Here is a 26,009-nt window from a genome sequence, read left to right on the forward strand (position 1 = left end):
GGGGGGGGGGGGGGGCCCCCCCCCCCCCCCCCCCCCCCCCCCCCCCCCCCCCCCCCCCCCGGGGGGGGGGGGGGCCCCCCCCCGCGAAAGCGTCCGTCAGAGCACTACATAACCATCAGGCTGCAGCGAAACGCTTATCCAGATAATCAATGATCACCTTGGACTCATACATCCAGGTAGTCTGGCCATTCTCTTCGATACGCAGGCACGGCACCTTGATCTTGCCGCCTTGCTCCAGCAGGGTCTGGCGATCCTGTTCGTTGTTCTTCGCATCGCGAAGGGCCACCGGCACATTCAGGCGGCGCAGGGTACGGCGGGTCTTCACGCAGAACGGGCAGGCGTGGAATTGATACAGGGTCAGACCCTTGGCGGCGGATTCGACCTGGGCCTGAGCGGCGGCAGGGCGCTTTTTCTTGCTCGGGCGCGTGATGAAGTCGATGAAGATGATCAGTTGGCCAAGGCCGACACGAAGCGCTTTTACGAACACGTTGAAAGCCTCACGGTGCAAATGAATAAGGGCGCGCAGCTTACCTGATTTTTTACGGGCGAAAAAAAACCGGCGATGAACGCCGGTTTTCTTCGTGCCGCGAATTACTTGATGAGGCTGAGGAATTCGCTGCGGGTGGCTGCATTCTCGCGGAACTCACCGAGCATCACCGAGGTGATCATCGTCGAATTCTGCTTCTCCACACCGCGCATCATCATGCACATGTGCTTGGCCTCGATCACCACCGCAACGCCCAGGGCGCCGGTGACTTGCTGGACCGCATCGGCGATCTGGCGGCTGAGGTTTTCCTGGATCTGCAGGCGGCGGGCGTACATGTCGACGATGCGCGCCACCTTCGACAGGCCCAGGACCTTGCCGCTCGGGATGTAGGCGACGTGAGCCTTGCCGATGAACGGCAGCAGGTGGTGTTCGCACAACGAGTACAACTCGATGTCCTTGACCAGCACCATTTCGCTGTTGTCGGAGCTGAACAGGGCACCGTTGGTGACCTCTTCCAGTGTCTGTTCATAGCCGCGGCAGAGGTACTGCATGGCTTTGGCGGCACGCTTGGGCGTGTCGAGCAGGCCCTCGCGGGAGACGTCCTCGCCCAGTTGGCCAAGGATCGCGGTGTAATTCTGTTCCAGGGACATGAAACTACCTGTGGGATTTTACGCAAAGGGCAAGGGTACGGTGGCGGACACGACGCTGCAAGCGTGGCGCATCAGCTTTACTCGTCGCGACCTTCCATCATGGTGCGTTTGAGCATGACGTAAACCGCTCCGGCACCGCCGTGTTTCGCCTGGCACGAGGTGAAGCCGAGCACCTGTGGATGCTGGCGCAGCCAGGTGTTGACGTGGCTCTTGATCATCGGCCGCTTGCCGTCCAGGCGTACCGCCTTGCCATGGGTGACGCGCACGCAGCGGATTTCGAACCGGGTTGCCTCGGCCAGGAACGCCCAGAGGGTTTCCCGGGCCTTTTCCACGCTCATGCCGTGCAGGTCGAGGCTGCCTTCGAACGGAATCTGTCCGGTCTTGAGCTTGCGCATCTGGCTTTCCTGCACGCCATCACGTGCCCACATCAGCTCGTCTTCAGGGCCGACGTCGATGACGAACTGATCGGACAGCCCGTCAACGGTGGTGGATTCGGTACGCACGCTGGCCGCCTGACGCAGCTTGGCAATCTGCGCGCGGTCAGCCTTGGGTTTGCCGGTTTCGGCGCGATCGTGCTTGATCGGCTTGACGCCTTGGAGCGCGCTCTTGAACAGGGATAAATCGTCGTCTTGCATGTCAGCCTCCGCGAAGGGCGGCCAGTTTACCCAACTCGAAGCGAATCGGGCGCGACAAAAATGCGCGCGACGTTTGGCTCAGTCGTGTTTTTTCATCAGGTGCGGGGACATGGCCAGTTCCCGCGACTGTCGCGAGCGACGACGGCAACGGCGCCACAGCCAGACCCCGAGGTACAGCACGAACAGGCCGATGACCAGGATCACGGCAGCCCCGGTGCGGCTTGTGTTCAATTCACCCAGGGCAGGTGCGTGGCCGAGCAGGCTGGCGGTACCGGCCATGGCGAGCAACACGCCGCACATCGCCAGCAATGCCGCGAACGTCGCGCCGATTCGAAAACGCCAGTTTTTTTGGCCTTTGGGCCGCAAGCGGCGAGCGTCAAAACCATCGGATAACTTCATTCCGACCTTCCTCAATGGGTATCGGCCCTTCGACCGGGAGTTGACCGGGATGTTCCTGAGGCTAAGACAATTATGGCAAATGAGAGATTTTTGCGGATGAGCGGCGTATCAGGCCGCTCATTGAGCGTCGATCAGATCAGTTCACAGGTCAGCGCGAGGGTGGCGAAGTTGTCGCCCATGATCGCCATTTCCGTCTGGTGAACGTGTTCGGCACTGAGCACTTTGCCCTTGTAAGGCAGGTCGCGGGTGGCGCAGGCGTCTTCCACCAGGGTGCAGCGGAAGCCCAGGTTCTTGGCCGCGCGCACCGTGGTGCTGACACTGGAGTGGCTCATGAAACCGCAGACGATCAGGTCGAGGGCGCCGAGGTCTTCCAGGCGTTTTGCCAGTTCGGTGCCGTGAAAGGCGCTTGGCAACAATTTACCGATGACGGTTTCACCACTCTGTGGCTCCAGGCCCGCAATGAACTCACCACCTACGCCCTGGGGGTTGAACAACCCGCCGAGTGTGCCGAGGTGGCGGACATGCACGATCGGTCGGCCGGCTGCACGGGCAGCGGCGAGCAATTGCTTGATGTTGGCGACTGCTTCATCCATGCCACTCAGGGCCAGGGGACCGCTGAGGTATTCTTTCTGGGCATCGATGATGACCAGCGTTGCATGGCTCAGATTGGCCGCTGCATAACCGCGGCCGCTGAGTTGAAACATCGTTTTTGGAACGGACATTCTGGGGCTCCTTGGAGTGGGGCTTTTGCGACATTGTCCTCTGGCTGAGCGGTTCTGTGAATCGCTACGATCGTAGGTGCCGTCGTTGCTGGCCTGTAGCCTTGTCAATAGTCGCATTTTGTTCAATAGCCAGGCGAAAAAACGGATAACTCCTACAGTTGAGTCGGAAGTTTTCCCGCGTCGTCGTGGCGCCGTTTGACTGGTAGAATCCCCCGTCGATTTTTCTGGAGTTTGCCGTCGTGATCACTTCCCGCCTTCGCACCCTGCGTGACCATATCCGTTGGGCTGTCAGCCGCTTCCATGGGGAGGATCTGTTTTTTGGCCATGGTACCGACAACGCCTGGGACGAAGCCCGTCAGTTGGTGTTGGGTGCGTTGCACTTGCCTTGGGAAATCGCCGACAGTTACCTCGACTGCAATCTGGAAGACGACGAACTGGTCCACCTGCAGAACTTGCTCAAACGTCGTATCGAAGAACGGGTGCCTACCGCGTATCTGCTGGGCGAGGCCTGGTTCTGTGGCATGTCGTTCATCGTCGATGAGCGCGTGCTGATCCCGCGCTCACCCATTGGCGAACTGATCGAAAATCGTTTTACGCCGTGGCTGGCTGCCGAGCCGGCGCGGATTCTCGACCTGTGCACCGGTTCCGGTTGCATCGGCATCGCCTGCGCCTACGAGTTCCAGCATGCCGAGGTGGTGTTGGCGGACCTGTCGTTCGAAGCGCTGGAAGTGGCTAACCAGAACATTGAGCGCCACGGCGTCGATCAGCGCGTGTACACGGTGCAGGGCGACGGTTTTGACGGCTTGCCGGGGCAACGTTTCGACTTGATCGTGTCGAACCCGCCCTACGTCGATGCCGAAGATTTTGCCGACATGCCGGACGAGTACCAGCACGAACCGGAACTGGGCCTGGCCTGCGGTGACGACGGTTTGAACCTGGTGCGGCGCATGCTTGCCGAAGCGGCGGATCATCTGACCGAGAAGGGCCTGCTGATTGTCGAAGTGGGCAACAGCCAGGTGCACGTCGAGGCGTTGTACCCGGAAGTCGACTTTGCCTGGCTGGAGTTCGAGCGTGGTGGCCATGGTGTGTTCATGCTGTCGGCCGAACAGTGCCGCGTTCATCAGACTCTATTCGCTTCCCGCGTCTGACCGCGATCATTGTGGCGAGGGGGCTTGCCCCCGTTCGGCGGCGAAGCCGTCGTAAACCCTGCTCCCAGGATTACCTGACACACCTGGTCAGCTGATTTCAGGGCTGCTTCGCAGCCCAACGGGGGCAAGCCCCCTCGCCACAAAGTGCAGTAACTTAAAGCTTTACCGGTGCGTGGCAATCCAGATCAGCAACCCCGCCTGAAACACCGCAAACGCCACCAGGCAAGTAATGGTAAAGCGCAGCCCGGCGTCTTCGCGTTTGTATTTGCTGACTTTCTCTTCGTGTTTCTTGAGTTTGACTTCCTGCTCGGCCAGGTTCTGCTCGGCTTGCTGAAGCATCTGCGCCGCTTCGAGAATTTCCACGACCTGCAGTTTTTCGCTGTTCCAGTCGCCAGTCAGGTCGCTGAGCTGGACCGGCTTGACGCTGCCTTTCAAATGCTGGGCATCGGCATACGCCACGTCGAAACCGTGCACGCGCAAAAAATGATCGCGGCGCAGGCGGGTGTCTTCGTTCAGCGCATCCTTGTTGTTCAGGTCAAAGCCGTCGACGGTATAGGTCGGCCAGCGCTTCTTCGCCCAGTTGATGCCCTGGGCCGCCAGGAACCGGCCAATGCCACGGTTCAGCGGTTCAACCTGCAAGCCGCTTTGCGGGCCGAAATGTACGCGCTTGTCGGCGTGATCGACCCACACGTCCAGATGATTCTGTTCCTTGCGTACGCGCTGGCCGGGCAGGGTGATGCTCATGCGCATCAGGCTGTGCTCCTTGTCGTTGCGCTCGGCATAGCCGAACTCGACAAATCGCAATGGGCGCCCGCCTGTGTTGCGGTCAGTCTGCAGCGGTGACAGACGGAGCATCTTGTGGTGCTCGACGTGGACGTCCGCCCAGGGCAGCTCGACCGCTGGCGGTGCGTCTTGTTCAGCGGTGGTGTCGGGTGAAGTCTGGGTGTCAGTCATAACGGCGAGATCCTGTCCAAGCTCGGCTTGTCGCCAACCAATGTGGTGGCGACAAAGGCTTATCGGCCGTTTTTTTCAAGACTGGAGGGCCAGGGGGCGTGAAAACTGGTTGAGAACGCCCCCTACAGCGGTCAACTGGTGCGAAGTCCGTCAATAAACCCGAGGATTCGCGTGCCCAGTTCTGCCGCCAGGGGTAATTGCGGGTCTTTATAGGAAGCCAGTTGGCGTTTGACGTCGTTGGGCACGATGCGCATGACGTGGTTCATGCCCTCGATCAGCGCCAGTTCGGCGTCCGGTTTGGCCGCCTTGAGCAGCCTTGCGTCATTGACGCCGACCTGGATGTCGTTGCTGCCCTGGATGATCAGCGCGGGCATCTTCAGCCTGGCAAACGCTGCGGCCGGGTCCTGGCGGAACAGGGAAATCAGGTACGGCTGCACGCTCGGACGGAAAATCGCCTGCAACGGTGGCGGCACGTTGTCGTCGGGTTTCCCGGCCTTGAGGCTGTCGAGCAACTCATTGCTGCGCAGCATCAGCGGCGGTGGCAGGCGATTGCCCAGTTGCTGGCGGATAACCTGATCAACCGGTCTTGCGCTGCCCGAGACAGAAATCACCGCGTCGGCATCAATGCCGGGCGCTGCGAGGCTGGCGATCAAGGCGCCCTCGCTATGACCCAGCATGATCAGCTTGCCAAAACGCGGATCGGCCTTGAGCTTGTGGCCCCAGGCTTGGGCGTCGGCGACATAGGCGTCCACGGTCAGGTTGCGTTCATCCGGTGTGGCCGCCAGGCTCGCGGCAACACCGCGTTTGTCGTAGCGCACACTGGCGATGTTGTGTTTGGCCAGTACCCAGGCCAGCCGCTTGAGGCTGTCATTGCGCCCGCCGTCGGTGTTGTTTCCGTCACGATCAGTAGGGCCGGAGCCGGAAATGATCAGGACAACCGGCACGGGTTCGTCGGATTTTGGCAGCAACAGCGAGCCGAAAAGCTCGCCGGTACCGGTATCCAGCGAGATCGGTCGTTGCAGGACGGTCGCCTGGGCGAAGCCGGAAATCAGGGTAAGGCTCAAGGCTAGAACTCGCAGCATCATCGCGCCATCATCAAGAAGATGCCGGTTGGACTCACCGGCACCCATAAGGTTCGAGGATGAACTACTTGGGTAGCCTGCGTATACTGGCGCGCATTACGTATTCAGGTTCATTTCACGGAGCGTCCTGCATGTCCGGCAATACCTACGGCAAGCTGTTCACTGTCACCACCGCTGGCGAAAGCCATGGTCCGGCGTTGGTCGCCATTGTCGATGGCTGCCCGCCGGGCCTGGAGATATCCCTGGAGGATCTGCAGCGTGACCTGGACCGTCGCAAGCCCGGCACCAGCCGCCACACCACCCAGCGTCAGGAAGCCGACGAAGTCGAAATCCTCTCTGGCGTGTTCGAAGGCCGCACCACCGGTTGCGCCATCGGCCTGTTGATCCGCAACACCGACCAGAAGTCCAAGGATTACTCGGCGATCAAGGATCTGTTCCGCCCGGCCCACGCCGACTACACCTACCACCACAAGTACGGTGAGCGCGACTACCGCGGCGGCGGTCGCAGTTCGGCCCGTGAAACGGCGATGCGCGTAGCGGCGGGGGCGATTGCAAAAAAATACCTGGCGAGCCAGGGCATCGTCATTCGTGGCTACATGAGCCAGCTCGGGCCGATTGAAATTCCGTTCAAGACCTGGGAATCGGTCGAGCAGAACGCCTTCTTCAGCCCGGATCCGGACAAAGTGCCGGAACTGGAAGCCTACATGGACCAGTTGCGCCGCGACCAGGATTCGGTCGGCGCGAAAATCACGGTGGTCGCCGAAGGCGTGATGCCGGGCCTGGGCGAGCCGATCTTCGACCGCCTCGATGCCGAACTGGCCCATGCGCTGATGAGCATCAATGCGGTCAAGGGCGTGGAAATCGGTGCCGGTTTCGCCAGCGTCGCCCAGCGTGGCACCGAGCATCGCGATGAAATGACCCCGCAAGGTTTTCTCAGCAATAATGCGGGGGGCATTCTCGGCGGTATTTCCTCCGGTCAGCCGATCGTTGCGCACCTGGCGCTGAAGCCGACGTCGAGCATCACCACGCCGGGCCGCTCCATCGACATCCATGGCAACCCGGTGGAAGTGATCACCAAGGGGCGTCACGACCCGTGCGTCGGCATCCGCGCCACGCCGATCGCCGAGGCGATGATGGCCATCGTGCTGATGGATCACCTGCTGCGTCACCGCGGGCAGAACGCCGATGTGCGTGTGAGCACGCCGGTGCTGGGTCAGCTCTGAATGGCTGACTTCACAGTCGCAGCCGTCTGATGGCGACTGCGGCGCTCCCGTACTGGCGGCTCTCCAGTTTCTATCTGTTCTATTTCGCCTTGCTCGGTTCTACAGCGCCGTTTCTGGCGCTGTATTTCGATCACCTCGGATTCAGTGCCGCGCGCATCGGCGAGCTGGTGGCGATCCCGATGCTGATGCGTTGCGTGGCGCCGAACATCTGGGGCTGGCTGGGCGACTACACCGGCCGGCGGCTGGCCATCGTGCGCTTCGGTGCGATGTGCACGCTGCTGACCTTTTCACTGATTTTCGTCAGCAAGACCTACGCCTGGCTGGCGATGGTCATGGCCTTGCATGCGTTTTTCTGGCATGCGGTGTTGCCACAATTCGAAGTCATCACCCTGGCACATTTGCAGGGGCAGACCTCGCGCTACAGCCAGATTCGCCTGTGGGGCTCGATCGGTTTCATCATCACCGTGGTCGCGCTGGGCCGGCTGTTCGAATGGCTGAGCCTGGACATCTACCCGGCGGCGCTGGTGCTGATCTTGGCTGGCATCGTGCTCAGCAGCCTGTGGGTGCCCAATGCCCAACCGGCGCCGGGCAACCGGGTGGCGGGGGAAGGATTCCTCAAGCAATTGCGCAGCCCCGGCGTGCTGGCGTTTTACGTATGCGTGGCGCTGATGCAGATGAGCCACGGGCCGTATTACACCTTTTTGACCCTGCACCTTGAGCGACTGGGTTACAGCCGTGGCGTGATCGGCATGCTCTGGGCGGTCGGCGTTGTCGCCGAGGTCCTGATGTTTCTGGCCATGAGCCGGATCCTCGCGCGCGTCTCGCTGCGCCGGGTGCTGATGGCCAGCTTTCTGCTGGCGGCGTTGCGTTGGCTGTTGCTGGGTTCGCTCGCGGAGTTTCTTTGGGTGCTGCTGTTTGCCCAGGTGCTGCACGCGGCGACATTCGGCAGCTTTCACGCCGCTGCCATTCAATTCGTGCAACGTAGCTTCGGTGCGCGCCAGCAAGGCCAGGGCCAGGCGTTGTACGCCGCACTGGCCGGCACCGGTGGCGCATTGGGCGCGTTGTACGCCGGTTACAGCTGGAACGCCCTCGGCGCGGCATGGACCTTTAGTATTGCCAGTCTCGCAGCCGTTGCGGCTGCCGTTATCATTGCCACATGTATGCAAGAGGACAGGCCATGAGCCTTACCCGTGAACACCTCGCCCAGGAAATCATCGACGCCGGGCGTTTTCTGTACGGCCGCGGCTGGTCGCCGGCCACCAGCAGCAATTACTCGACCCGCCTGTCGCCGACCGAAGCCTTGCTGACCGTGTCCGGCAAGCACAAGGGTCAACTCGGCATGGACGATGTGCTGGCCACTGACCTGTCGGGCAACAGCCTGGAACCGGGCAAGAAACCGTCCGCAGAAACCCTGTTGCACACCCAGCTCTACAGCTGGCGCCCAGAGATCGGTGCCGTGCTGCACACCCACTCGGTGAATGCCACCGTGCTGTCGCGCCTGACACCACAAGACTTCATCGAGTTCGAAGACTATGAACTGCAAAAAGCCTTCAGCGGTGTGACGACCCACGAATCCCGGGTGCGCGTGCCGATTTTCGACAACGACCAGGACATTGCGCGCCTGGCCGCCAAGGTGCAGCCTTGGCTCGACGCCCATCCCGATTGCGTCGGCTACCTGATCCGCGGTCATGGCCTGTACACCTGGGGGGCGCGCATGAGCGATGCCTTGCGGCAGATCGAGGCCTTTGAATTCTTGTTCGAGTGCGAGTTGAAGACGCGCTCGCTCTTTAACCGTAACGCATGAACCGTTAAGGAGTTGCCACGATGAGCAGCCTGTCCGTTTATCACGTCTCCAGCCCTGAAATGCCCAACAAGGTGCTGACCCATTTCGAAGACATCGCCTCGACCCTGGCCGAGCAGGGCGTGCGCTTCGACCGCTGGCAAGCGGCGGCGAAGATCCAGCCGGGCGCCACTCAGGAAGAAGTGATTGCCGCCTACCAGGAGCAGATCGACAAGCTGATGACCGAACACGGTTACGTTACCGTCGATGTGATCAGCCTCAACAGCGATCACCCGCAAAAAGCCGAACTGCGTGCCAAGTTCCTCGACGAACATCGCCACGGCGAAGACGAAGTACGATTTTTCGTTGCAGGCCGTGGCTTGTTTACCCTGCACATCGACGATTACGTCTACGCGGTCCTGTGCGAGAAAAACGACCTGATCTCGGTGCCGGCCGGTACCAAACACTGGTTCGACATGGGCGAACATCCGCATTTCGTCGCGATCCGTCTGTTCAACAACCCGGAAGGCTGGGTGGCCAACTTCACCGGCGAAGACATCGCCAGCCAATTCCCGCGTCTTGAGGACTGAGTCGATGCCGATCAAAGCGATTCTCACCGACATCGAAGGCACCACCAGCGCGGTGAGTTTTGTGTTCGACGTGCTGTTCCCTTATGCCGCCAAACACTTGCCGGCGTTTGTCCGTCAGCACGCCGAACGCGCCGACGTGGCAGAACAACTGGCTGCCGTGCGCCGCGACAGCAATGAAGCGAATGCTGACGTGGAGCGGGTCATCGGGATCCTGCTGGGCTGGATTGCCGAAGACCGCAAGGCCACGCCGTTGAAAGCGTTGCAGGGAATGGTCTGGGAGCAGGGCTACCAGGCCGGGCAACTGAAAGGCCACGTCTACCCCGACGCCGTCGAAGCGCTGAAGCACTGGCACCAGGACGGCTATCAACTGTTCGTTTATTCCTCGGGCTCGATCCAGGCGCAGAAGTTGATCTTCGGCTGCTCGGAGGCGGGGGATTTGACGCCGCTGTTCGGCGGCTACTTCGATACGACGTCAGGGCCAAAACGCGAGGCGCAGTCCTACGCCAACATCACCCAGGCGATCCAGGTCGAAGCGGAGCACATTCTGTTTTTGTCGGACATCGTCGAAGAACTCGACGCAGCGCGCGCGGCGGGTATGGCCACTTGCGGCCTGGCCCGTGAGGGCGGGGAGCTGGTGGGGCATGTCACTGTGGACAGCTTTGCGCGGATAAATCCTTCAGCCTTCTAAACACCGGACAACTTGTGGGAGCGGGCTTGCTCGCGAAGAGGGTGTGTCATTCAACGATGATGTTGACTGAAACACCCTCTTCGCGAGCAAGCCCGCTCCCACATTGGTTTTTTACAGCGAGTGATAGGTCGGCAGGGCAAACCGTTGCTGGCTTTGCAGCAGGGAAATCTGCGGCAGTTCACTGGCCTGTTCCGCGAGGTCGCGGCGAATCGCACTGATGACCCACATCAGTTGGTCGCCATTGTGCAATTGCTGGTAAGAGATCGAGCGCTTGAATTCTCTGCCGTCGTCGCTGCACAAGGTCAGCAGGATCCCGCCATCAGGGCGGTCCTGGGTAGTGACTGCGAAGTTGGAGAACAGGGACGAAAATTTTTCCTGGATAAGGCTCATGTCTTTCAGCTCCGTGATGACTTGAATGGCAAGCATGGGGAGGCTGTTGCAGCCTTTGTGCCAGTAAATTCAGTTGAGTAATATTGTTAAAAATCAATAAGTTAGGTTTTTCAGTGTTTTTTGCTTTCGTGCAATCTGCATGAATGGCCATCGTGCATCCTGCATTTTGCAGGTATGTCGGCGACTCGATGGAACCAATTGGCGTGCACGGGATCACCTTCGCGCAGCGCAGTCGCAGATCAAGATCGCAGATACAAAACATTTCAAAAACCGCGTGTACAGCTCAAGAACCGTTGACGTATTTTCGGGCTCAGTCATCGCCGCCCGACAATAAAAAAACATCGAACGGGAGCAATCATGAGCCGTACGTCGAACGACACGATTACCTGGGGCATGATGCTCCGCAAGCTGCCTTCCATTGCCAAAGCCATCCCCCGGGTGGTGAAGGGCATGAAGGTCGCCAACGTCACGGACCCGACCCAGGCGTGTGGTTTGGGCTGGTGTTTCGAGCAAGCCACGTTGCGCAACCCGGATGGCCCGGCGCTGTTGCAAGACGACGTGAGGCTCAGTTACTCCGAGGTCAACCAATGGGCCAACCGCATTGCCCATCACCTGATCGGCCAAGGCATCTGCAAGGGGGATGTGGTGGCGGTCTTCATCGAGAACCGCCCGGAACTGCTGGTGACGATTCTGGCGGTGGCCAAGGTCGGCGCGGTCAGTGCGCTGCTCAATACCTCGCAGACCCGCGACACCCTGGTGCACAGTGTGAATCTGGTGTCTCCGGTGGCGATCATTGTCGGTGAGGAGTTGGTCCCGGCGTACCTGGCGGTTCGTGATCGGGTGTCGATCAAGGCTGACCGAACCTGGTTCGTCGCCGATCGGGACACTTCTCGCCAACCGGGTATCGCGCCTGAAGGTTTCATCAACCTGATGACCGTCAGTCTCGATGATGCCAGCGACAACCCGGCCAGCAGCCAGCAGATTTTCTTCGACGATCCCTGCTTTTATATCTACACATCGGGCACCACGGGGCTGCCCAAGGCCGGCGTGTTCAAGCATGGCCGCTGGATGCGCAGCTCGGCGAGTTTCGGCATGATCGCCCTGGACATGCACCCGGACGATGTCGTCTATTGCACCTTGCCGCTGTACCACGCCACGGGACTTTGCGTGTGCTGGGGGGCGGCCGTCAGTGGTGCCAGCGGGTTTGCCATCCGCCGCAAATTCAGCGCCAGCCAGTTCTGGAACGACGTGCGCAAGTACCGGGCGACCACCATCGGTTATGTCGGCGAACTGTGCCGCTACCTGGTCGATCAACCGCCCAGCGCCGACGACAGCCGGCACGATGTGAAGAAGATGATCGGCAACGGCCTGCGCCCCGGCGCCTGGAACGAGTTCAAGACCCGCTTTGCGGTGAATCACATCTGTGAGCTGTACGCCGCCAGCGACGGCAATATCGGGTTCACCAACATTCTGAATTTCGACAACACCATCGGTTTTTCCCTGATGTCCTGGGAACTGGTGGCGTACGACCACGACAGCGGCGCGCCGATTCGTGGGGCCAACGGCCTGATGCGCAAGGTCGCCAAGGGCGAGCAGGGGCTGTTGCTGGCAAAAATCTACGACAAGGCCCCGCTGGATGGCTACACCGATCCGCAGAAAACCGCCAAGGTCGTGCTCCACGATGTGTTCGAGCAGGGCGACCGTTACTACAACACCGGCGATCTGTTGCGCAACATCGGCTTTGGTCATGCACAGTTCGTCGACCGCCTGGGTGATACCTACCGCTGGAAGGGTGAAAACGTGTCGACCACGGAGGTCGAAAACATCCTCCTGAAACACCCGAGTATTTCCGAAGCCGTGGCCTATGGCGTGGAAATCCGCAATACCAATGGTCGGGCCGGGATGGCGGCGATTACCCCCGCCGAATCCCTGGCAACCCTGGACTTCAGTGAACTGCTGGCCTTTGCCCGTGAGCAAATGCCGGCTTATGCGGTGCCAATGTTCCTGCGGGTGAAAGTGAAAATGGAAACCACCGGGACTTTCAAGTATCAGAAGACCCGACTCAAGGACGAGGCCTTCGACCCGGGTAAAACCGGTGATGATCCTATATATGCCTGGCTGCCGGGGACCCAGACGTATGTGCAGGTCACAGAACATTTGTTGTCTGACATTCAGGGCGGCAAGTACCGCTATTGAATCTGGCTATGGCAGCCCATGAGAAAAAACAAGTGACAGTGCCAGGGTGGCTCGGGAAACTGTCGGCTTTTACGAATGACAGAGAAGGGAGTACCCAATGTCAGACAAAAGCCGCCAGATGACCCCCGAAGAAGCCGCTGAATTTGCCGAACAGGTATTCAACAAGGCACGGGAGGGCGATGCGGCGATGATGGCCGCGCTGCTGACCAAGGGGTTACCGCCGAACCTGCGTAACCACAAGGGCGATACCTTGCTGATGCTGGCCGCGTACCACGGCCATGTGGAAACGGTAAAAGTCCTGCTGGAGCACAAGGCCGACCCGGAGATCCGCAACGACAACGGACAGAGTCCGATTGCCGGCGCCGCCTTCAAGGGCGACCTGGCGGTGATCAAGGCCTTGGTCGACGGCGGTGCGCAGGTTGAAGGTTCGTCCTTCGATGGCCGCACGGCGCTGATGATGGCGGCGATGTTCAACCGTGTCGAAGTGGTCGATTACCTGATCAGCAAGGGCGCCGACCCGAAAGCCAGGGACGCCAATGGCATCACCGCGCTGGACGCGGCGAAAACCATGGGCGCTTCCGATGTCGTTGCGCACCTGGAAAAACTGCTGGGCTGACGCAGGGCCTTGTGGCGAGGGGGCGCTCACTACAGGTCCACATTTGCGCTATCCTTCGCGCCCTCAATATTCCCCTCGCTACAGGATCCGCCCCATGAAAGCCGCACTCGTCGAACTCATCAGCAAAATCAGCTCCGGGTGCATGGGCGAAGACGAAATCCTCAAGGTCGCAGACGAAGCGGCGCAGGCCTACGCCGATCCGCAGGCTTTTCTGACCGCCAATCCGGACATCAACTACGACGACAGCTTCCCGATCCCGCTGGGTGAGTGGGTGGTGGTCGGCAGCCTGCCGGAAACGGTGCTGTTGCAGGCTGACACCTACATGGACCTGTTCGCCCAGGTTGTCGCCTCGTTCGGCCCGGGTGTGGATTTCAATCTCAAGCCCAAGCAGCTGGCCAGGACCGAAGCCCTGACCGCACTCAACCGCATCCAGGTGCAGATGAGCAGCCTGAACAAGGAAAACGGTGGCTACACACTGATGAACTTCAGCCAGTTGCTCGATGACGAGTTGCAGGTGGTGCTGGTCTACGGCAATGACGTGCCACGCGTGCTGGAATTGTGCGCTGAAGTCGGCATCGCCGCCGCGCCATCCCTGGAAGCCCTGAAAGTGGCGATCCACGTTTGATAGCCAAATACTGTCAATAAAGCGGAGCCCTCGCGACGACCGTCTATCCTGAGAGGGCAAATCACTCTTCAGGAGCGTCACCATGGGTTCCACGTTCAACAGCCTGGTTGCCTTGATCATTTTTGTCCTGGACATCTGGGCCATCATCAACGTATTCAAAAGTAGCGCCGAGACCGGGATGAAAATCCTCTGGGTACTGTTGATCGCGCTGTTGCCGGTGCTGGGACTGATCATCTGGGCCATCGCCGGGCCACGGGGCAATGTCAAACTCTGACGGATTTCCCGCAAACAACTCCGGCCCTGTGGGAGCGGGCTTGCTCGCGAAGAACGATTACGCGGTTCGCCGACAAACCGAGTTGCCTACTTCGCGAGCAAGCCCGCTCCCACAGGATTGTGGCAAGTCGAACAACTGAGGTTCGACCTGTCATGTTCCGCGACGTAGAATGCGCGCCTTTCCCGGTCAATCGAGACAATCGATTGGCCATCATGGGCGGGTAACCGTCCGTTGCCACCCGCATTCATCGGAGCACTTCCCATGAGCAACACCCCTGCCAGCGACTACCTGGAAACCCTCTACGAAGGCTACGGCCAGCGTTTTCGCATGGATAAACTGCTGCACGAAGTGCGCACCGAACACCAGCACCTGGTGATCTTCGAGAACCCGCGCATGGGCCGGGTGATGGCGCTGGACGGTGTGATTCAGACCACCGAAGCCGACGAATTCATTTATCACGAAATGCTGACCCACGTGCCGATCCTCGCCCATGGCAGCGCCAGGCGCGTGCTGATCATCGGCGGCGGCGACGGCGGCATGTTGCGTGAAGTGGCCAAGCACCGTGGTGTCGAGCACATCACCATGGTCGAGATCGACGGCACCGTGGTCGACATGTGCAAGGAATTCCTGCCGAACCACTCCAAGGGGGCATTCGATGATCCGCGTCTGAACCTGGTGATCGACGACGGCATGCGTTTCGTCGCCACCACCACCGAAAAGTTCGACGTGATCATTTCCGACTCCACCGACCCGATCGGACCGGGGGAAGTGCTGTTCTCGGAAAACTTCTACCAGGCCTGCCGCCGCTGCCTGAACGAAGGCGGCATTCTGGTGACCCAGAACGGCACGCCGTTCATGCAGATCGAAGAAGTGAAGACCACCGCCGGTCGCCTGCGCAGCCTGTTCCCGGACTGGCACTTCTACCAGGCCGCCGTGCCGACCTATATCGGTGGCTCGATGACCTTCGCCTGGGGTGCCACCAATACCGCTTATCGCAAGTTGTCCCGCGAAACCCTGCAACAGCGCTTCACGGGCAGCGGCATCATCACCCGCTACTACAATCCAGAAATCCACATCGGTGCCTTTGCCTTGCCGCAATACGTATTGCAGGCAGTGAACAAGCCAAGCAACGACTGATCTTTCAGTCCGCGCACGAAACCTGTGGGAGCGGGCTTGCTCGCGAAGAGGGAGGGTCAGTTGAAAACAAGTCGGCTGACACACCGCTTTCGTCGGAACGCCGCCCGGAGCAAGCCCGCTCCCACATGGCTGCGCTTGACGGGTTAAAGCGGGTGTCGGGAGAGATTTTCACATCCGTCGATATGTTTGATCTGGCGGAACAATTAGCCAGCTAACAAGGTCGAGATAGAGGTGAACCCATCAATGGGGTTTATCGAGGAGGCACCAATGCAAAAGTGGAAAGTCACTTTCGTGGATGATCATGGCGAAACCGTCAACGAAGTCTTCGAGTGCATCGAGCGCCCGGACTACGAGCGTGCCGCCAGGCTCATCAAGGCCAGGCTTCTTCCTGTCGCTGCCGAACTGGATCTGAACGATCTGGAAGGGCGGACCACTGATGCGAGCGTCAAAGAACTCAAGGCGCAGAACAGCATTCAAATCCTCGGTATTGCTCCAATCTGAACGACACCTGTCGCATTCAAATCCAGACCTTGGCAGAGGCTCTATCTTGGGGCTACTCTGCAAGCGAGATCAGCGAATGAATCGCTAAGGTCTGGTCTTGTCAGCTCCATGCTTGTTTCCCGCCGGCACATCGGTTGCCGTCGCTCGCGCTGTTCGGTTGCGGGTGAGGGAGTACGGAAAGTCTATCCATCGTTTTGAGGAGGACGTTTCATGAGCACAGCCTATCAAGAAGACATCAGCAGCAGCGTACTGCGCCGCATGAAAGAAGGCGGTTTTGACTTTTCGCGGTTTCATCCCATCGAGTTCTACGCCATTTTCCCGGACGAGGAGCGGGCACGCAGGGCGGCAGGTCATTTCCACCGTGGTGAATCCCTGGATGCGCAAATCAGTGTGCGCGACGACGGCGCCTGGGCGCTGGAACTGTGCAAAGTCATGTATGCCACCTACGACGACATCGGCGATTTCGAACAGGGTTTCGAAGCGGTGGTCGAGCCGTTGGGCGGCATCATCGAAGGCTGGGGTGTGAAACAGGAGGTACGAGGGCGACTCGCATAACCTTATGAACAGTGACAATTGGCAATGACGGCCGACCTTCGGGTTGGCCGTTTTCATTTTCGCCGCCAGGACATTGAACACAATCCGGTAGAAGCTGGCTTGCCAGCGAAGGCGTCCTCGAAGAGTAACCCATGACTTGCTGGCCCCATCGCCAGCAAGCTGGCTCCTACGGACTATGCTGGTGACAGGCGATCACTACGCCTTGCAATGAAGCGGGGGCGATCAGGTTGGGGCATTTGTCGCACAGGATTGGTGCGGTGCGTGCGTCTTGATTATCCAACCGATTGAAATTTAAGCGTTTATGCCGATGGCACGGGCCTTGCGAAGGTCTGGACGTCCGAGTGACAAGGAGTACGGCATGATCCGCACCTATTTTGATGAGATGTACGATGCCGGCGGCCTGGTCCGCCCGCATTATCGGGAGTTTGCCCGTTGGCTGGCCGAGACGCCTGACGAGCTTCTGGCACAACGGCGACGCGAGGCCGATCTGTTGTTTCATCGCGCCGGGATTACTTTCACACTCTACGGAGACGAGCAGGGCACTGAGCGCCTGATTCCGTTCGACACCATCCCGCGCAGCATTCCTGCCAGTGAATGGCGGGTCGTCGAGCGCGGCTGCATCCAGCGGGTCAAGGCGTTGAACATGTTCCTCGCCGACCTTTACCACGAGCAGCGCATCATCAAGGCCGGCATCATTCCGGCCGAACAGGTGCTGGCCAACGAGCAGTACCAGTTGGCGATGCAGGGTCTGGACCTGCACCGCGATATCTACTCGCATATCTCCGGGGTCGACCTGGTACGCGACGGCGACGGCACCTACTACGTGCTCGAAGACAATCTGCGCACGCCCAGCGGCGTCAGCTACATGCTTGAAGACCGCAAGATGATGATGCGCCTGTTCCCCGAACTGTTCGCGGCGCAACGCATCGCTCCTATCGACCACTACCCGAACCTGCTGCTCGACACCCTGAAAAGCTCAAGCCCCATCGACAACCCGAGCGTGGTGGTGCTGACACCCGGCCGCTTCAACAGCGCGTTCTTCGAGCATGCGTTCCTGGCGCGGGAAATGGGTGTGGAGCTGGTGGAGGGCGCGGACCTGTTCGTGCGTGACGACAAGGTCTACATGCGCACCACCGACGGGCCGAAAGCGGTCGACGTGATTTATCGTCGCCTCGACGACGCTTTCCTCGATCCGCTGGCCTTCAACCCGGAGTCAATGCTCGGCGTGCCGGGGCTGCTGTCGTCCTACCGCTCCGGCAACGTGGTGCTGGCCAATGCCATCGGCACGGGGGTGGCGGACGATAAGTCGGTGTATCCGTTCGTTACCGACATGATCCGTTTCTACCTCGACGAAGAGCCGATCCTGAAGAACGTGCCGACCTGGCAATGCCGTAACCCTTCTGAACTTTCCCACGTGCTGGCCAATCTTCCAGAACTGGTGGTCAAGGAAACCCAGGGTTCCGGCGGGTACGGAATGCTGGTGGGGCCGGCGGCGACGGCGGCGGAAATCGAAGCCTTCCGCGCGCGGATCATCGCCAAGCCCCATGCGTATATCGCCCAACCGACGCTGTCGCTGTCGACCTGTCCGACCTTTGTCGAAAACGGCATTGCACCACGCCATATCGACTTGCGGCCGTTTGTCCTGTCGGGTCGTGAAACCCGGGTCGTGCCCGGCGGTTTGACCCGTGTCGCCCTGCGCGAAGGCTCCCTGGTGGTCAACTCCTCCCAGGGTGGCGGAACCAAGGACACCTGGGTGGTCGAGGATTAAAGGAAGCCTGCCATGTTAAGTAGAACTGCCTCGGATTTGTATTGGATGTCGCGTTACCTGGAGCGGGCGGAAAACCTCGCACGGATGCTCGACATCAGCTATTCGCTGTCGCTGATGCCGCAAGACGGTCGTGGCGACGGTTTGCACGAATTGGCCATGCCGCTGTTGATCACCGGCACCCTGGACGATTACCTGGAGCGCCATGGCGAACTGCATGCCGAACGGCTGCTGCATTTCTTCGCCCTGGATGCGGCCAACCCGGCGAGCATCTACAGTTGTCTCGGTGCGGCACGGGCCAGCGCCCATGCGGTGCGTGGGCGCATCACCGCCGACATGTGGGAAAACATTAACGCCACCTGGCTGGAAATTCGCGGTATTGCCGAGCAGGGCCTCAGTCGCTACGGCATGAGCCGTTTCTGCGAGTGGATCAAGGAACGTTCCCACCTGTTCCGGGGCGCGTCCTACGGCACCATCATGCGTAACGATGCGTTTCGCTTCATTCGTCTGGGGACCTTCATCGAACGGGCGGACAACACTTTGCGCCTGCTCGATGCCCGCTACGAAATGGCCGGCGATCAGGCCGAAGCCGTCAGCGATGGCACCGCTCACGCGTATTACCAGTGGAGTGCGTTGTTGCGGGCGTTGTCGTCGTTCGAGGCCTACACGGAAATCTACCGCGACGCCCCCGGCGCCCGGCATGTCGCCGAACTGCTGTTGCTGCGGGCGGATGTACCGCGATCCCTGCGCGCCTGCACCGAAGAAATCGACCAGATCCTCGCGCAATTGCCAGGGGCCAATGGTCGCCCCGCACAACGCCTGGCGGCAGAAATGGACGCGCGCCTGCGCTACACCGGCATCCATGAAATTCTCGAAGAAGGCCTGCACGCCTGGCTGACCGAGTTCATCCCGCTGGTGCGCCAGTTGGGTAACGCGATACACAGTTCTTATCTGGAGGCCGCATGAGACTTTCCATTAGCCACGAGACCACCTATCACTACGAAGACAAGGTGCGGGCGAGCATCCAGTACCTGCGACTGACTCCCCACGACAGCGAGCGCCAGCACGTGCTCAGCTGGCAGCTCGACCTGCCTCGTCCGGTGCGGGCGCAACTCGACCCGTTCGGCAACATCCTGCATGTGCTGACCATGGATGAGCCGCACGAGGCGATCATCATCGGCGCCCGTGGCCAGGTCGATATCGACGAGTTGCGTGAGGCCGAGCACGAGAGCCAGTCGGCACTGCCGTTTCTGCGTTTCACCCGTTTGACTGAAGCCGACTCCGCCCTGCGTTCGTTCGCCGAGAACGCGTGCAAGCAACGCCGTGATCGCACGGCGTTGATCGATCTGATGCATGGACTCAACCAGCATATGACCTATACGCCGGGCTCCACGGAAGTGGACACCAGCGCAGCCCAGGCTTTTGCCGGGCGCTCTGGCGTGTGTCAGGACCATACCCATGCATTTCTTGCCTGCACGCGCAGCCTGGGTATTCCGGCGCGTTATGTGTCGGGGTATCTGTACAGCGAGAACAGCGAACACCTGGCCAGCCACGCCTGGGCCGAGGCCTGGCTGGATGACGCTTGGTACAGCTTCGACGTGACCAACGAACTGGCCCGGCCGGAACGTCACCTGAAACTGGCGGTGGGCCTGGATTACCTGGATGCCTGCCCGGTGCGCGGGATGCGTCGGGGCGGCGGGTGTGAGCAGATGCATGCCAAGGTGCTGGTTTCACCGACGCCAGCGCCGGTGATTTCAGTGCAGCAGCAGTAGGATCGGGGATACCGCTTCGCGAGCAAGCCCGCTCCCACATTTGATTTGCGGCGCACAGCAATTCCAATGTGGGAGCGGGCTTGCTCGCGAAGAGGCCGGTCCATACAGCACAAGGCTTAGGGCTTCACCTTCCGGCCCGACATATGCTTGAGATACCCCACCAACATCCCCAGGTCCCCATCCGGTAACACTTCGGTGGAGAACCCTGGCATCTTCGCCTGCGGCCACTGGCGCAAGCTCTGTGGATCGCGGATGTAGCGCTTGAGGAAGTCCGCGCCAAAATATTCGGTCGGGTTGTACGGAATATTCAGGTCCGGCCCGAACTGCGAGTCGCCAGCGCCATTGAGTCGATGGCATGCCAGGCAGTTCTTCTGGAACAACGCAAAACCCTTGTACACCGGATCATCGGCCCTCAATGCCGGATCGGGCAGCAGGGCGGGAAAGCGCTCGGCCACGGGCGCCAGGCGTTTGATGCTCGCGACCTGGAACGGCCATTGTTCGGGGCTGATGTTGCCGGCCTGCGGGTTGGTCCAGACCAGATAGAACGGCCCGGCGCCTGGCTTGCCTTCGGATAGCGGTGGCCAGGGCTTGCCAGGGTCTTCAATCGCCAGCCACGCCTGTGCCCCCTGGGAGTTGAGCAACGGCGCTGCGGCCATTTCGGCGGCAAAGCCATCCAGGGCCACGGCTTGCAGGTGGTCGTCGGGCTTGATGCCGGTCAGCAACGCGGACAGAGGCACGGCGCGGTAGCTCATGTCCCGTTTGTAGGAAACGTCGTCGCTGATGTCGATGGTTTGAACCTGAGGATGCTTGAGCAATTCCTCGGTCTGCCAGGTGCGACTGTTCGCGCCCAGCTCCAGGTTCAGCTGTGCGGCATACAGGGGCGAGCCGAACAGCAGGGCCCCGAGCAGAATGAGTATTTTCAAATGATCGCCGTCCATGTCGTGGAAGTGCCGCCAAGGTTGGCACAGCCACGCTGGCCCGGGTAGCGGGCCAGTCACATTTTGATAGTGGCAATTCAAAAACCGTGACGCCGTATCTTTCAGACGCGACTAGCCGATCACCTTGGTCAGGTTCGGCAATATCAACAACAATGTGGTGGCGAAAAGGATGAGCCCGGCTTGTCGTACTTTCGATTGTTTGAACATGGCTTGACCGCCTTTATTGTTATTTCCTGATGCCTGCCTGCATTGCTCCATGACGGCAGGTGCACTTCCTGTAGCGACGAGCGCCTCGGCAAAACCCGACGACAACTTCGTACAAGTTCACCTTAGAGCCCGCGCAGCGCTTGGCTTAGATCCATTTCGTATGGAGTTCTTACGATTCGCTTTAAAAAAGACATGAGGCCTATTGCCAGCTTTCTTGGCGCCCGTTGGCTAGACAGCTTGGTGTCCGGAATCGGTAAATCCGGTAGCTCACTACCGTCCGTCTGAGCGTGAGCGTCAACATCTGTGAGCGCTGCGGTCATTGAATCAAACGCGGCTCGGGCCAAGAGTGAGCACTCGATATTCACCCTCCCGCACTGTGGTTCGAGGACGTCATGACCCAAGCATTGATTTTCGACGCGTTACGCACGCCCCGTGGCAAAGGCAAGGCCGACGGCGCCTTGCACAGTGTCAAACCGGTGGACCTGGTTGCCGGTTTGCTCACTGCGCTGCAACAGCGCACGGCGCTGGACACCAGCCAGGTCGATGACGTGGTGCTCGGCTGCGTGACGCCGATTGGCGATCAAGGCTCTGACATCGCCAAGACCGCCGCTCAGGTGGCCGATTGGGATGTCAGCGTGGCGGGGGTACAGATCAACCGTTTCTGTGCTTCGGGGCTGGAGGCGGTCAACCTCGGTGCGATGAAAGTGCGCTCCGGCTTCGAGGACCTGGTGGTGGTCGGTGGTGTCGAGTCGATGTCCAGGGTGCCGATGGGCAGCGATGGCGGGGCCTGGGCGCTGGACCCGGCGACCAACCTGCACAGTCACTTCACACCACAGGGCGTGGGCGCGGACCTGATCGCCACCCTTGAAGGCTTCAGCCGTCAGGATGTCGATGCCTACGCGCTGCATTCCCAACAAAAGGCTGCGCGGGCGCGGGCCGACGGTTCGTTCAACAGGTCGCTGGTGCCGGTGCAGGACCAGAACGGCATCATCCTGCTCGATCACGATGAATTCATCCGCGCCGATTCGACCCTCGAAGGCCTGGGCAAGCTCAAGCCGAGTTTCGAGATGATGGGGCAGATGGGGTTCGATGCCACCGCGCTGCGGGTCTATAGCCATGTCGAGCGGATCAATCATGTGCACACCCCCGGCAACAGCTCCGGGATCGTCGATGGCGCGGCGTTGATGCTCATCGGCTCCGAAGCCAAGGGCCGGGCGCTGGGCCTGCAGCCACGGGCGCGGATTGTCGCCACGGCGGTCACCAGCACCGATCCGACCATCATGCTCACCGGTCCCGCGCCGGCGACCCGCAAAGCGTTGGCCAAGGCCGGGCTGCGGGTCGAAGACATCGATCTGTTCGAGGTCAACGAGGCGTTCGCTTCCGTGGTGTTGAAATTCATCAAGGACATGGCCGTCGATCCGGACAAGGTCAACGTCAACGGCGGTTCCATCGCCATGGGTCACCCGCTGGGCGCCACGGGCTGCGCCATTCTCGGCACGCTACTGGATGAACTGGAAGCCCGACGCCTGCGTTTTGGCCTCGCGACCCTGTGTGTCGGCGGCGGCATGGGCATTGCCACCATCATCGAACGCCTCTGAGCCCGGACTTCAAGGAATCCAGTTATGAACGAAGCCATTCGTTACGAAAAAGGCCAGGACCAAATCGTCGTCCTGACCATCGACATGCCAGGCCAGAGCGCCAACACCATGAACGCGGTGTATCGCGAGGCCATGGCTGACTGCGTTGCGCGCCTGGTGGCCGACAAGGACAGCATCGCCGGTGTGATCATTACCTCGGCCAAGAAAACCTTCTTTGCCGGCGGTGACCTCAATGAATTGATCAAGGTCGGCAAGCCCGAAGCCAAAGCCTTCTACGACATGGTACTGACCCTCAAGGGCCAGTTGCGCACCCTGGAAACCTTCGGCAAACCGGTGGTTGCGGCGATCAACGGCGCGGCACTCGGCGGCGGCTGGGAAATCTGCCTGGCCTGCCATCATCGCGTAGCGCTGGACAACCCGTCGGTGCAACTCGGTCTGCCGGAGGTCACCCTCGGCCTGCTGCCGGGCGGCGGGGGCGTGGTGCGCATGGTGCGCATGCTCGGAATCGAAAAAGCCCTGCCATACCTGCTCGAAGGCCAGAAAGTTCGCCCGCAACAGGCGTTGCAGGCGGGGTTGATTGACGAGCTGGCAGCAGATTCCGAAGAGCTGATGGCCAAGGCGAAGGCGTGGATTCTCGCCAACCCGGCGGCGGTACAACGCTGGGATGTGAAGGGTTACCAGATTCCGGGCGGTACGCCGTCAAACCCGCGAGTCGCTCAGATGCTGGCGATTGCACCGTCGATCCTGCGCAGCAAAACCCAGGGCACGATGCCCGCGCCGGAGAAAATCCTGTGCGCAGCGGTCGAGGGCGCCCAAGTGGATTTCGACACGGCGCACCTGATCGAAACCCGCTATTTCACCGAGCTGACCACCGGCCAGGTGTCGAAAAACCTGATTGGCACGTTCTGGTTCCAGCTCAACGAAATCAATGCCGGCGGCTCGCGGCCTCAAGGCTTTGCGCCTTATGTCACCCGCAAGGTCGGGGTGCTCGGTGCCGGGATGATGGGCGCCGGAATTGCGTTTGTCAGCGCGTCAGCCGGTATTGATGTGGTGCTCAAGGACATCAGCATCGCCGCGGCGGAGAAGGGCAAGGCGCATTCGGCGGCGCTGCTGGACAAGCAAGTCGCTCGCGGACAAATGAGCATCGAGCAACGCGACACCGTTCTGGCACGCATTCAAACCACCGCAAGCGATGCCGACCTGGCTGGTTGCGACCTGATCATCGAGGCCGTGTTCGAGGATCGTGACTTGAAGGCCAAAGTGTCGTTGGCGGCGCAAAAGGTCGTCGGCGCGGACGCGGTGATCGCTTCCAACACATCGACCTTGCCGATCAGCGGCCTGGCGTGCGCCGTGCCCGATCAGAGCAAGTTCATCGGCCTGCACTTTTTCAGCCCCGTGGAAAAAATGCCGCTGGTGGAAATCATCAAGGGCGCCAATACCAGCGACGAAACTTTGGCCCGTGGGTTCGATTACGTCCTGCAAATCCGGAAAACCCCGATTGTGGTCAATGACAGCCGCGGTTTCTTCACCTCAAGGGTGTTCGGCACCTTCACCAACGAAGGCATTGCCATGCTGGGTGAAGGTGTGAACGCAGCGATGATCGAGACTGAAGCACGCAAAGCCGGCATGCCTGTAGGGCCGCTGGCGATCTCTGACGAAGTTTCCCTCAGCCTGATGAACCATATCCGCCTGCAAACAGCCAAGGACCTGCAGGCAGAGGGCAAACCGCTGCGAGAGCATCCGGCATTTGCCGTGATTGACTTGTTGCTCAATGAATACAAGCGTCCGGGCAAGGCTGCCGGGGGTGGTTTCTACGAGTATCCGGCGGGCGGCCAGAAACACCTGTGGCCACAGTTGAAAACCCGCTTCGAGAAAACCGACGGGCAGATTTCACCGAAGGATGTGCGTGATCGCTTGCTGTTCGTGCAAGCCATCGAAACCGTGCGCTGTGTGGAGGAGGGCGTGTTGACCTCGACGGCGGATGCCAACGTTGGCTCGATCTTCGGTATCGGTTTTGCCGCGTGGACCGGCGGTGCGCTGCAGTACATCAACCAGTACGGCGTGCAGGACTTTGTCGCCCGCGCCCAGTACCTGGCCAAGCAATATGGCGAGCGGTTCGCACCGCCTGCATTGCTGCTGGAGAAGGCCGCCAAAGGGGAGGCATTCTAAGGGCGCGATGACGCATTTCGGGGCTTGCCTTGTCACGGTGTTTCAGGGCAGGCTCTGGGGTGTGCATTATTCCCATCACGTGTCAGGTATTTTTTATGTCGTTACGCATCTGCATTCTGGAAACCGACCACCTGCGTCCGGAATTGGTTGACCAATATCAGGGCTACGGGCAGATGTTCAAACACCTGTTTTCGCAGCAGCCGATTGCCGCCGAGTTCACGGTCTACAACGTGGTGCAGGGTGAATACCCAAGCGACGACCTGACATTCGACGCCTACCTGGTGACGGGCAGCAAGGCCGATTCCTTCGGCACCGACCCGTGGATCGAAACCCTCAAGAAATACCTTCTGACCCGCTACGAGCGCGGCGACAAGCTGCTGGGCGTCTGCTTTGGTCATCAGTTGCTGGCATTGCTGCTCGGCGGCAAGAGCGAGCGTGCGACCCAGGGTTGGGGTGTCGGCACCCACAAATACAAGCTCGCCGCCAAGGCGCCATGGATGAATCCGGTGCGCGAAGAGCTGACGCTGCTGATCAGCCACCAGGACCAGGTCACGTCGCTGCCGGAGAACGCCACGGTCATTGCCTCCAGCGATTTCTGCCCGTATGCCGCCTACCACATCAACGACCAGGTGCTGTGCTTCCAGGGGCATCCGGAGTTCATCCACGACTACTCCCGCGCCCTGCTGGAGATTCGCCAGCAGGCACTGGGTGAGCAGGTCTACTCCAAAGGTATCGCGAGCCTGGATCAGGAGCACCACGGCACCACGGTTGCCGAGTGGATGATGCGGTTTGTCGCACACAAGCCAACATCTGTTTAAAACCCGTAGGAGCGAGCCCAGCTCGCGATGGTGGTGAACGATAACGCGCCAAACCTGACAGCCCACGGTGCTCTCAGGTTTTTCGCGAGC

28 protein-coding genes are annotated in these 26,009 nt (G+C 60.3%); 19 read left to right on the top strand and 9 right to left on the bottom strand.

Annotation, left to right across the window (positions count from 1 at the left end; translation table 11 throughout):
• Positions 1-115: 115 nt before the first annotated feature.
• From ACCD00_RS03480 to ACCD00_RS03500, 5 genes are all read right to left on the bottom strand, one after another.
• Positions 116-487: a glutathione S-transferase N-terminal domain-containing protein gene (locus tag ACCD00_RS03480; protein ID WP_150724597.1), complete on the bottom strand. Its 372-nt coding sequence runs from the start codon at positions 485-487 to the stop codon at positions 116-118.
• A gap of 104 nt (positions 488-591) precedes the next feature.
• Positions 592-1,137, bottom strand: coding sequence for a GTP cyclohydrolase I FolE (folE, locus tag ACCD00_RS03485; protein WP_007988130.1), 546 nt, complete (start codon positions 1,135-1,137; stop codon positions 592-594).
• 77 nt (positions 1,138-1,214) lie between these two features.
• Complete coding sequence (locus ACCD00_RS03490; RefSeq protein ID WP_413421935.1) at positions 1,215-1,772, bottom strand: Smr/MutS family protein; 558 nt, start codon at positions 1,770-1,772, stop codon at positions 1,215-1,217.
• 78 nt (positions 1,773-1,850) lie between these two features.
• Complete coding sequence (locus ACCD00_RS03495) at positions 1,851-2,171, bottom strand: hypothetical protein (protein ID WP_413421937.1); 321 nt, start codon at positions 2,169-2,171, stop codon at positions 1,851-1,853.
• A gap of 131 nt (positions 2,172-2,302) precedes the next feature.
• Positions 2,303-2,893, bottom strand: a complete 591-nt coding sequence (locus ACCD00_RS03500) for a cysteine hydrolase family protein (RefSeq protein ID WP_413421939.1) — start codon at positions 2,891-2,893, stop codon at positions 2,303-2,305.
• Between the two features lie 239 nt (positions 2,894-3,132).
• Between ACCD00_RS03500 and prmB the strand changes: the two genes are divergently transcribed.
• On the top strand, positions 3,133-4,041 hold the full coding sequence (gene prmB / locus ACCD00_RS03505; protein ID WP_413421941.1) for a 50S ribosomal protein L3 N(5)-glutamine methyltransferase: 909 nt from the start codon (positions 3,133-3,135) through the stop codon (positions 4,039-4,041).
• Between the two features lie 162 nt (positions 4,042-4,203).
• Here prmB and ACCD00_RS03510 read toward each other — a convergent pair whose 3' ends face one another.
• Both ACCD00_RS03510 and ACCD00_RS03515 read right to left on the bottom strand, forming a co-directional pair.
• Positions 4,204-4,995 (bottom strand): hypothetical protein, encoded by a 792-nt coding sequence (locus ACCD00_RS03510; protein ID WP_413421943.1) that lies wholly within the window; start codon positions 4,993-4,995, stop codon positions 4,204-4,206.
• Between the two features lie 131 nt (positions 4,996-5,126).
• Positions 5,127-6,125: an alpha/beta hydrolase gene (locus ACCD00_RS03515; protein WP_413421945.1), complete on the bottom strand. Its 999-nt coding sequence runs from the start codon at positions 6,123-6,125 to the stop codon at positions 5,127-5,129.
• Between the two features lie 83 nt (positions 6,126-6,208).
• Here ACCD00_RS03515 and aroC point away from each other — a divergent pair, with 83 nt between their 5' ends.
• Genes aroC through mtnC form a run of 5 tightly spaced genes read left to right on the top strand, consistent with a single transcriptional unit; the run spans position 6,209 to position 10,358 of the window.
• Positions 6,209-7,300, top strand: a complete 1,092-nt coding sequence (gene aroC, locus ACCD00_RS03520; RefSeq protein WP_085716874.1) for a chorismate synthase — start codon at positions 6,209-6,211, stop codon at positions 7,298-7,300.
• 29 nt (positions 7,301-7,329) lie between these two features.
• Positions 7,330-8,481, top strand: a complete 1,152-nt coding sequence (locus ACCD00_RS03525) for an MFS transporter (RefSeq protein WP_413421947.1) — start codon at positions 7,330-7,332, stop codon at positions 8,479-8,481.
• Positions 8,478-9,104 (top strand): methylthioribulose 1-phosphate dehydratase, encoded by a 627-nt coding sequence (locus ACCD00_RS03530; protein ID WP_413421949.1) that lies wholly within the window; start codon positions 8,478-8,480, stop codon positions 9,102-9,104. The genes ACCD00_RS03525 and ACCD00_RS03530 overlap by 4 nt, the downstream gene beginning before the upstream one ends.
• 20 nt (positions 9,105-9,124) lie before the next feature.
• On the top strand, positions 9,125-9,670 hold the full coding sequence (locus ACCD00_RS03535) for a 1,2-dihydroxy-3-keto-5-methylthiopentene dioxygenase (RefSeq protein ID WP_413421951.1): 546 nt from the start codon (positions 9,125-9,127) through the stop codon (positions 9,668-9,670).
• Positions 9,671-9,674: 4 nt separating this feature from the next.
• On the top strand, positions 9,675-10,358 hold the full coding sequence (mtnC, locus tag ACCD00_RS03540) for an acireductone synthase (RefSeq protein WP_413421953.1): 684 nt from the start codon (positions 9,675-9,677) through the stop codon (positions 10,356-10,358).
• 111 nt (positions 10,359-10,469) lie between these two features.
• On the opposite strand, the gene ACCD00_RS03545 is transcribed toward mtnC, so the two are convergent.
• Positions 10,470-10,748, bottom strand: a complete 279-nt coding sequence (locus tag ACCD00_RS03545; protein ID WP_413422093.1) for a DUF3509 domain-containing protein — start codon at positions 10,746-10,748, stop codon at positions 10,470-10,472.
• Positions 10,749-11,105: 357 nt separating this feature from the next.
• On the opposite strand from ACCD00_RS03545, the gene ACCD00_RS03550 reads away from it, so the two are divergent.
• The 10 genes from ACCD00_RS03550 to ACCD00_RS03595 all read left to right on the top strand — a co-directional run bounded on the left by ACCD00_RS03550 (position 11,106) and on the right by ACCD00_RS03595 (position 20,189).
• Positions 11,106-12,944 (top strand): long-chain-acyl-CoA synthetase, encoded by a 1,839-nt coding sequence (locus ACCD00_RS03550; protein WP_413421955.1) that lies wholly within the window; start codon positions 11,106-11,108, stop codon positions 12,942-12,944.
• Positions 12,945-13,041: 97 nt separating this feature from the next.
• Positions 13,042-13,560 carry an ankyrin repeat domain-containing protein gene (locus ACCD00_RS03555; protein WP_413421957.1) on the top strand — a complete coding sequence of 173 codons (519 nt, stop codon included), beginning with the start codon at positions 13,042-13,044 and terminating at the stop codon, positions 13,558-13,560.
• Between the two features lie 94 nt (positions 13,561-13,654).
• Positions 13,655-14,185 (top strand): hypothetical protein, encoded by a 531-nt coding sequence (locus ACCD00_RS03560; protein WP_413421959.1) that lies wholly within the window; start codon positions 13,655-13,657, stop codon positions 14,183-14,185.
• An 82-nt stretch (positions 14,186-14,267) separates the two neighbouring features.
• Entirely contained in the window at positions 14,268-14,459 is a 192-nt protein-coding gene (locus ACCD00_RS03565; RefSeq protein ID WP_046042941.1) for a PLD nuclease N-terminal domain-containing protein, read from the top strand.
• 261 nt (positions 14,460-14,720) lie between these two features.
• Entirely contained in the window at positions 14,721-15,596 is an 876-nt protein-coding gene (gene speE / locus ACCD00_RS03570) for a polyamine aminopropyltransferase (protein WP_413421962.1), read from the top strand.
• A 267-nt stretch (positions 15,597-15,863) separates the two neighbouring features.
• Complete coding sequence (locus ACCD00_RS03575; protein WP_413421964.1) at positions 15,864-16,097, top strand: hypothetical protein; 234 nt, start codon at positions 15,864-15,866, stop codon at positions 16,095-16,097.
• A gap of 210 nt (positions 16,098-16,307) precedes the next feature.
• Positions 16,308-16,652, top strand: coding sequence for a ribonuclease E inhibitor RraB (locus tag ACCD00_RS03580; protein WP_020796118.1), 345 nt, complete (start codon positions 16,308-16,310; stop codon positions 16,650-16,652).
• Positions 16,653-17,010: 358 nt separating this feature from the next.
• Entirely contained in the window at positions 17,011-18,420 is a 1,410-nt protein-coding gene (locus ACCD00_RS03585) for a circularly permuted type 2 ATP-grasp protein (RefSeq protein ID WP_413421966.1), read from the top strand.
• A 12-nt stretch (positions 18,421-18,432) separates the two neighbouring features.
• A complete protein-coding gene (locus ACCD00_RS03590; protein ID WP_007971901.1) occupies positions 18,433-19,383 on the top strand; it encodes an alpha-E domain-containing protein in 951 nt (316 codons plus the stop codon).
• Positions 19,380-20,189, top strand: a complete 810-nt coding sequence (locus ACCD00_RS03595) for a transglutaminase family protein (RefSeq protein WP_413421968.1) — start codon at positions 19,380-19,382, stop codon at positions 20,187-20,189. Before ACCD00_RS03590 ends, ACCD00_RS03595 begins: the two co-directional genes overlap by 4 nt.
• A gap of 116 nt (positions 20,190-20,305) precedes the next feature.
• Here the strand turns inward: ACCD00_RS03595 and ACCD00_RS03600 are convergent, their stop codons facing one another.
• The gene (locus ACCD00_RS03600) at positions 20,306-21,127 is read right to left on the bottom strand and encodes a c-type cytochrome (protein ID WP_413421970.1); all 822 of its coding nucleotides are present in this window, start codon (positions 21,125-21,127) and stop codon (positions 20,306-20,308) included.
• A gap of 599 nt (positions 21,128-21,726) precedes the next feature.
• Here ACCD00_RS03600 and ACCD00_RS03605 point away from each other — a divergent pair.
• The 3 genes from ACCD00_RS03605 to ACCD00_RS03615 all read left to right on the top strand — a co-directional run bounded on the left by ACCD00_RS03605 (position 21,727) and on the right by ACCD00_RS03615 (position 25,919).
• Positions 21,727-22,932, top strand: a complete 1,206-nt coding sequence (locus ACCD00_RS03605) for an acetyl-CoA C-acetyltransferase (RefSeq protein WP_413421972.1) — start codon at positions 21,727-21,729, stop codon at positions 22,930-22,932.
• Positions 22,933-22,956: 24 nt separating this feature from the next.
• Positions 22,957-25,101: a 3-hydroxyacyl-CoA dehydrogenase NAD-binding domain-containing protein gene (locus ACCD00_RS03610; RefSeq protein ID WP_413421974.1), complete on the top strand. Its 2,145-nt coding sequence runs from the start codon at positions 22,957-22,959 to the stop codon at positions 25,099-25,101.
• A gap of 95 nt (positions 25,102-25,196) precedes the next feature.
• The gene (locus tag ACCD00_RS03615; protein WP_413421976.1) at positions 25,197-25,919 is read left to right on the top strand and encodes an amidotransferase; all 723 of its coding nucleotides are present in this window, start codon (positions 25,197-25,199) and stop codon (positions 25,917-25,919) included.
• Positions 25,920-26,009: the final 90 nt, after the last annotated feature.

It is taken from the genome of Pseudomonas sp. Pseusp3 (genome assembly GCF_047304225.1).
In the GTDB taxonomy this organism is placed as follows: Bacteria; Pseudomonadota; Gammaproteobacteria; order Pseudomonadales; family Pseudomonadaceae; genus Aquipseudomonas; species Aquipseudomonas fluorescens_CD.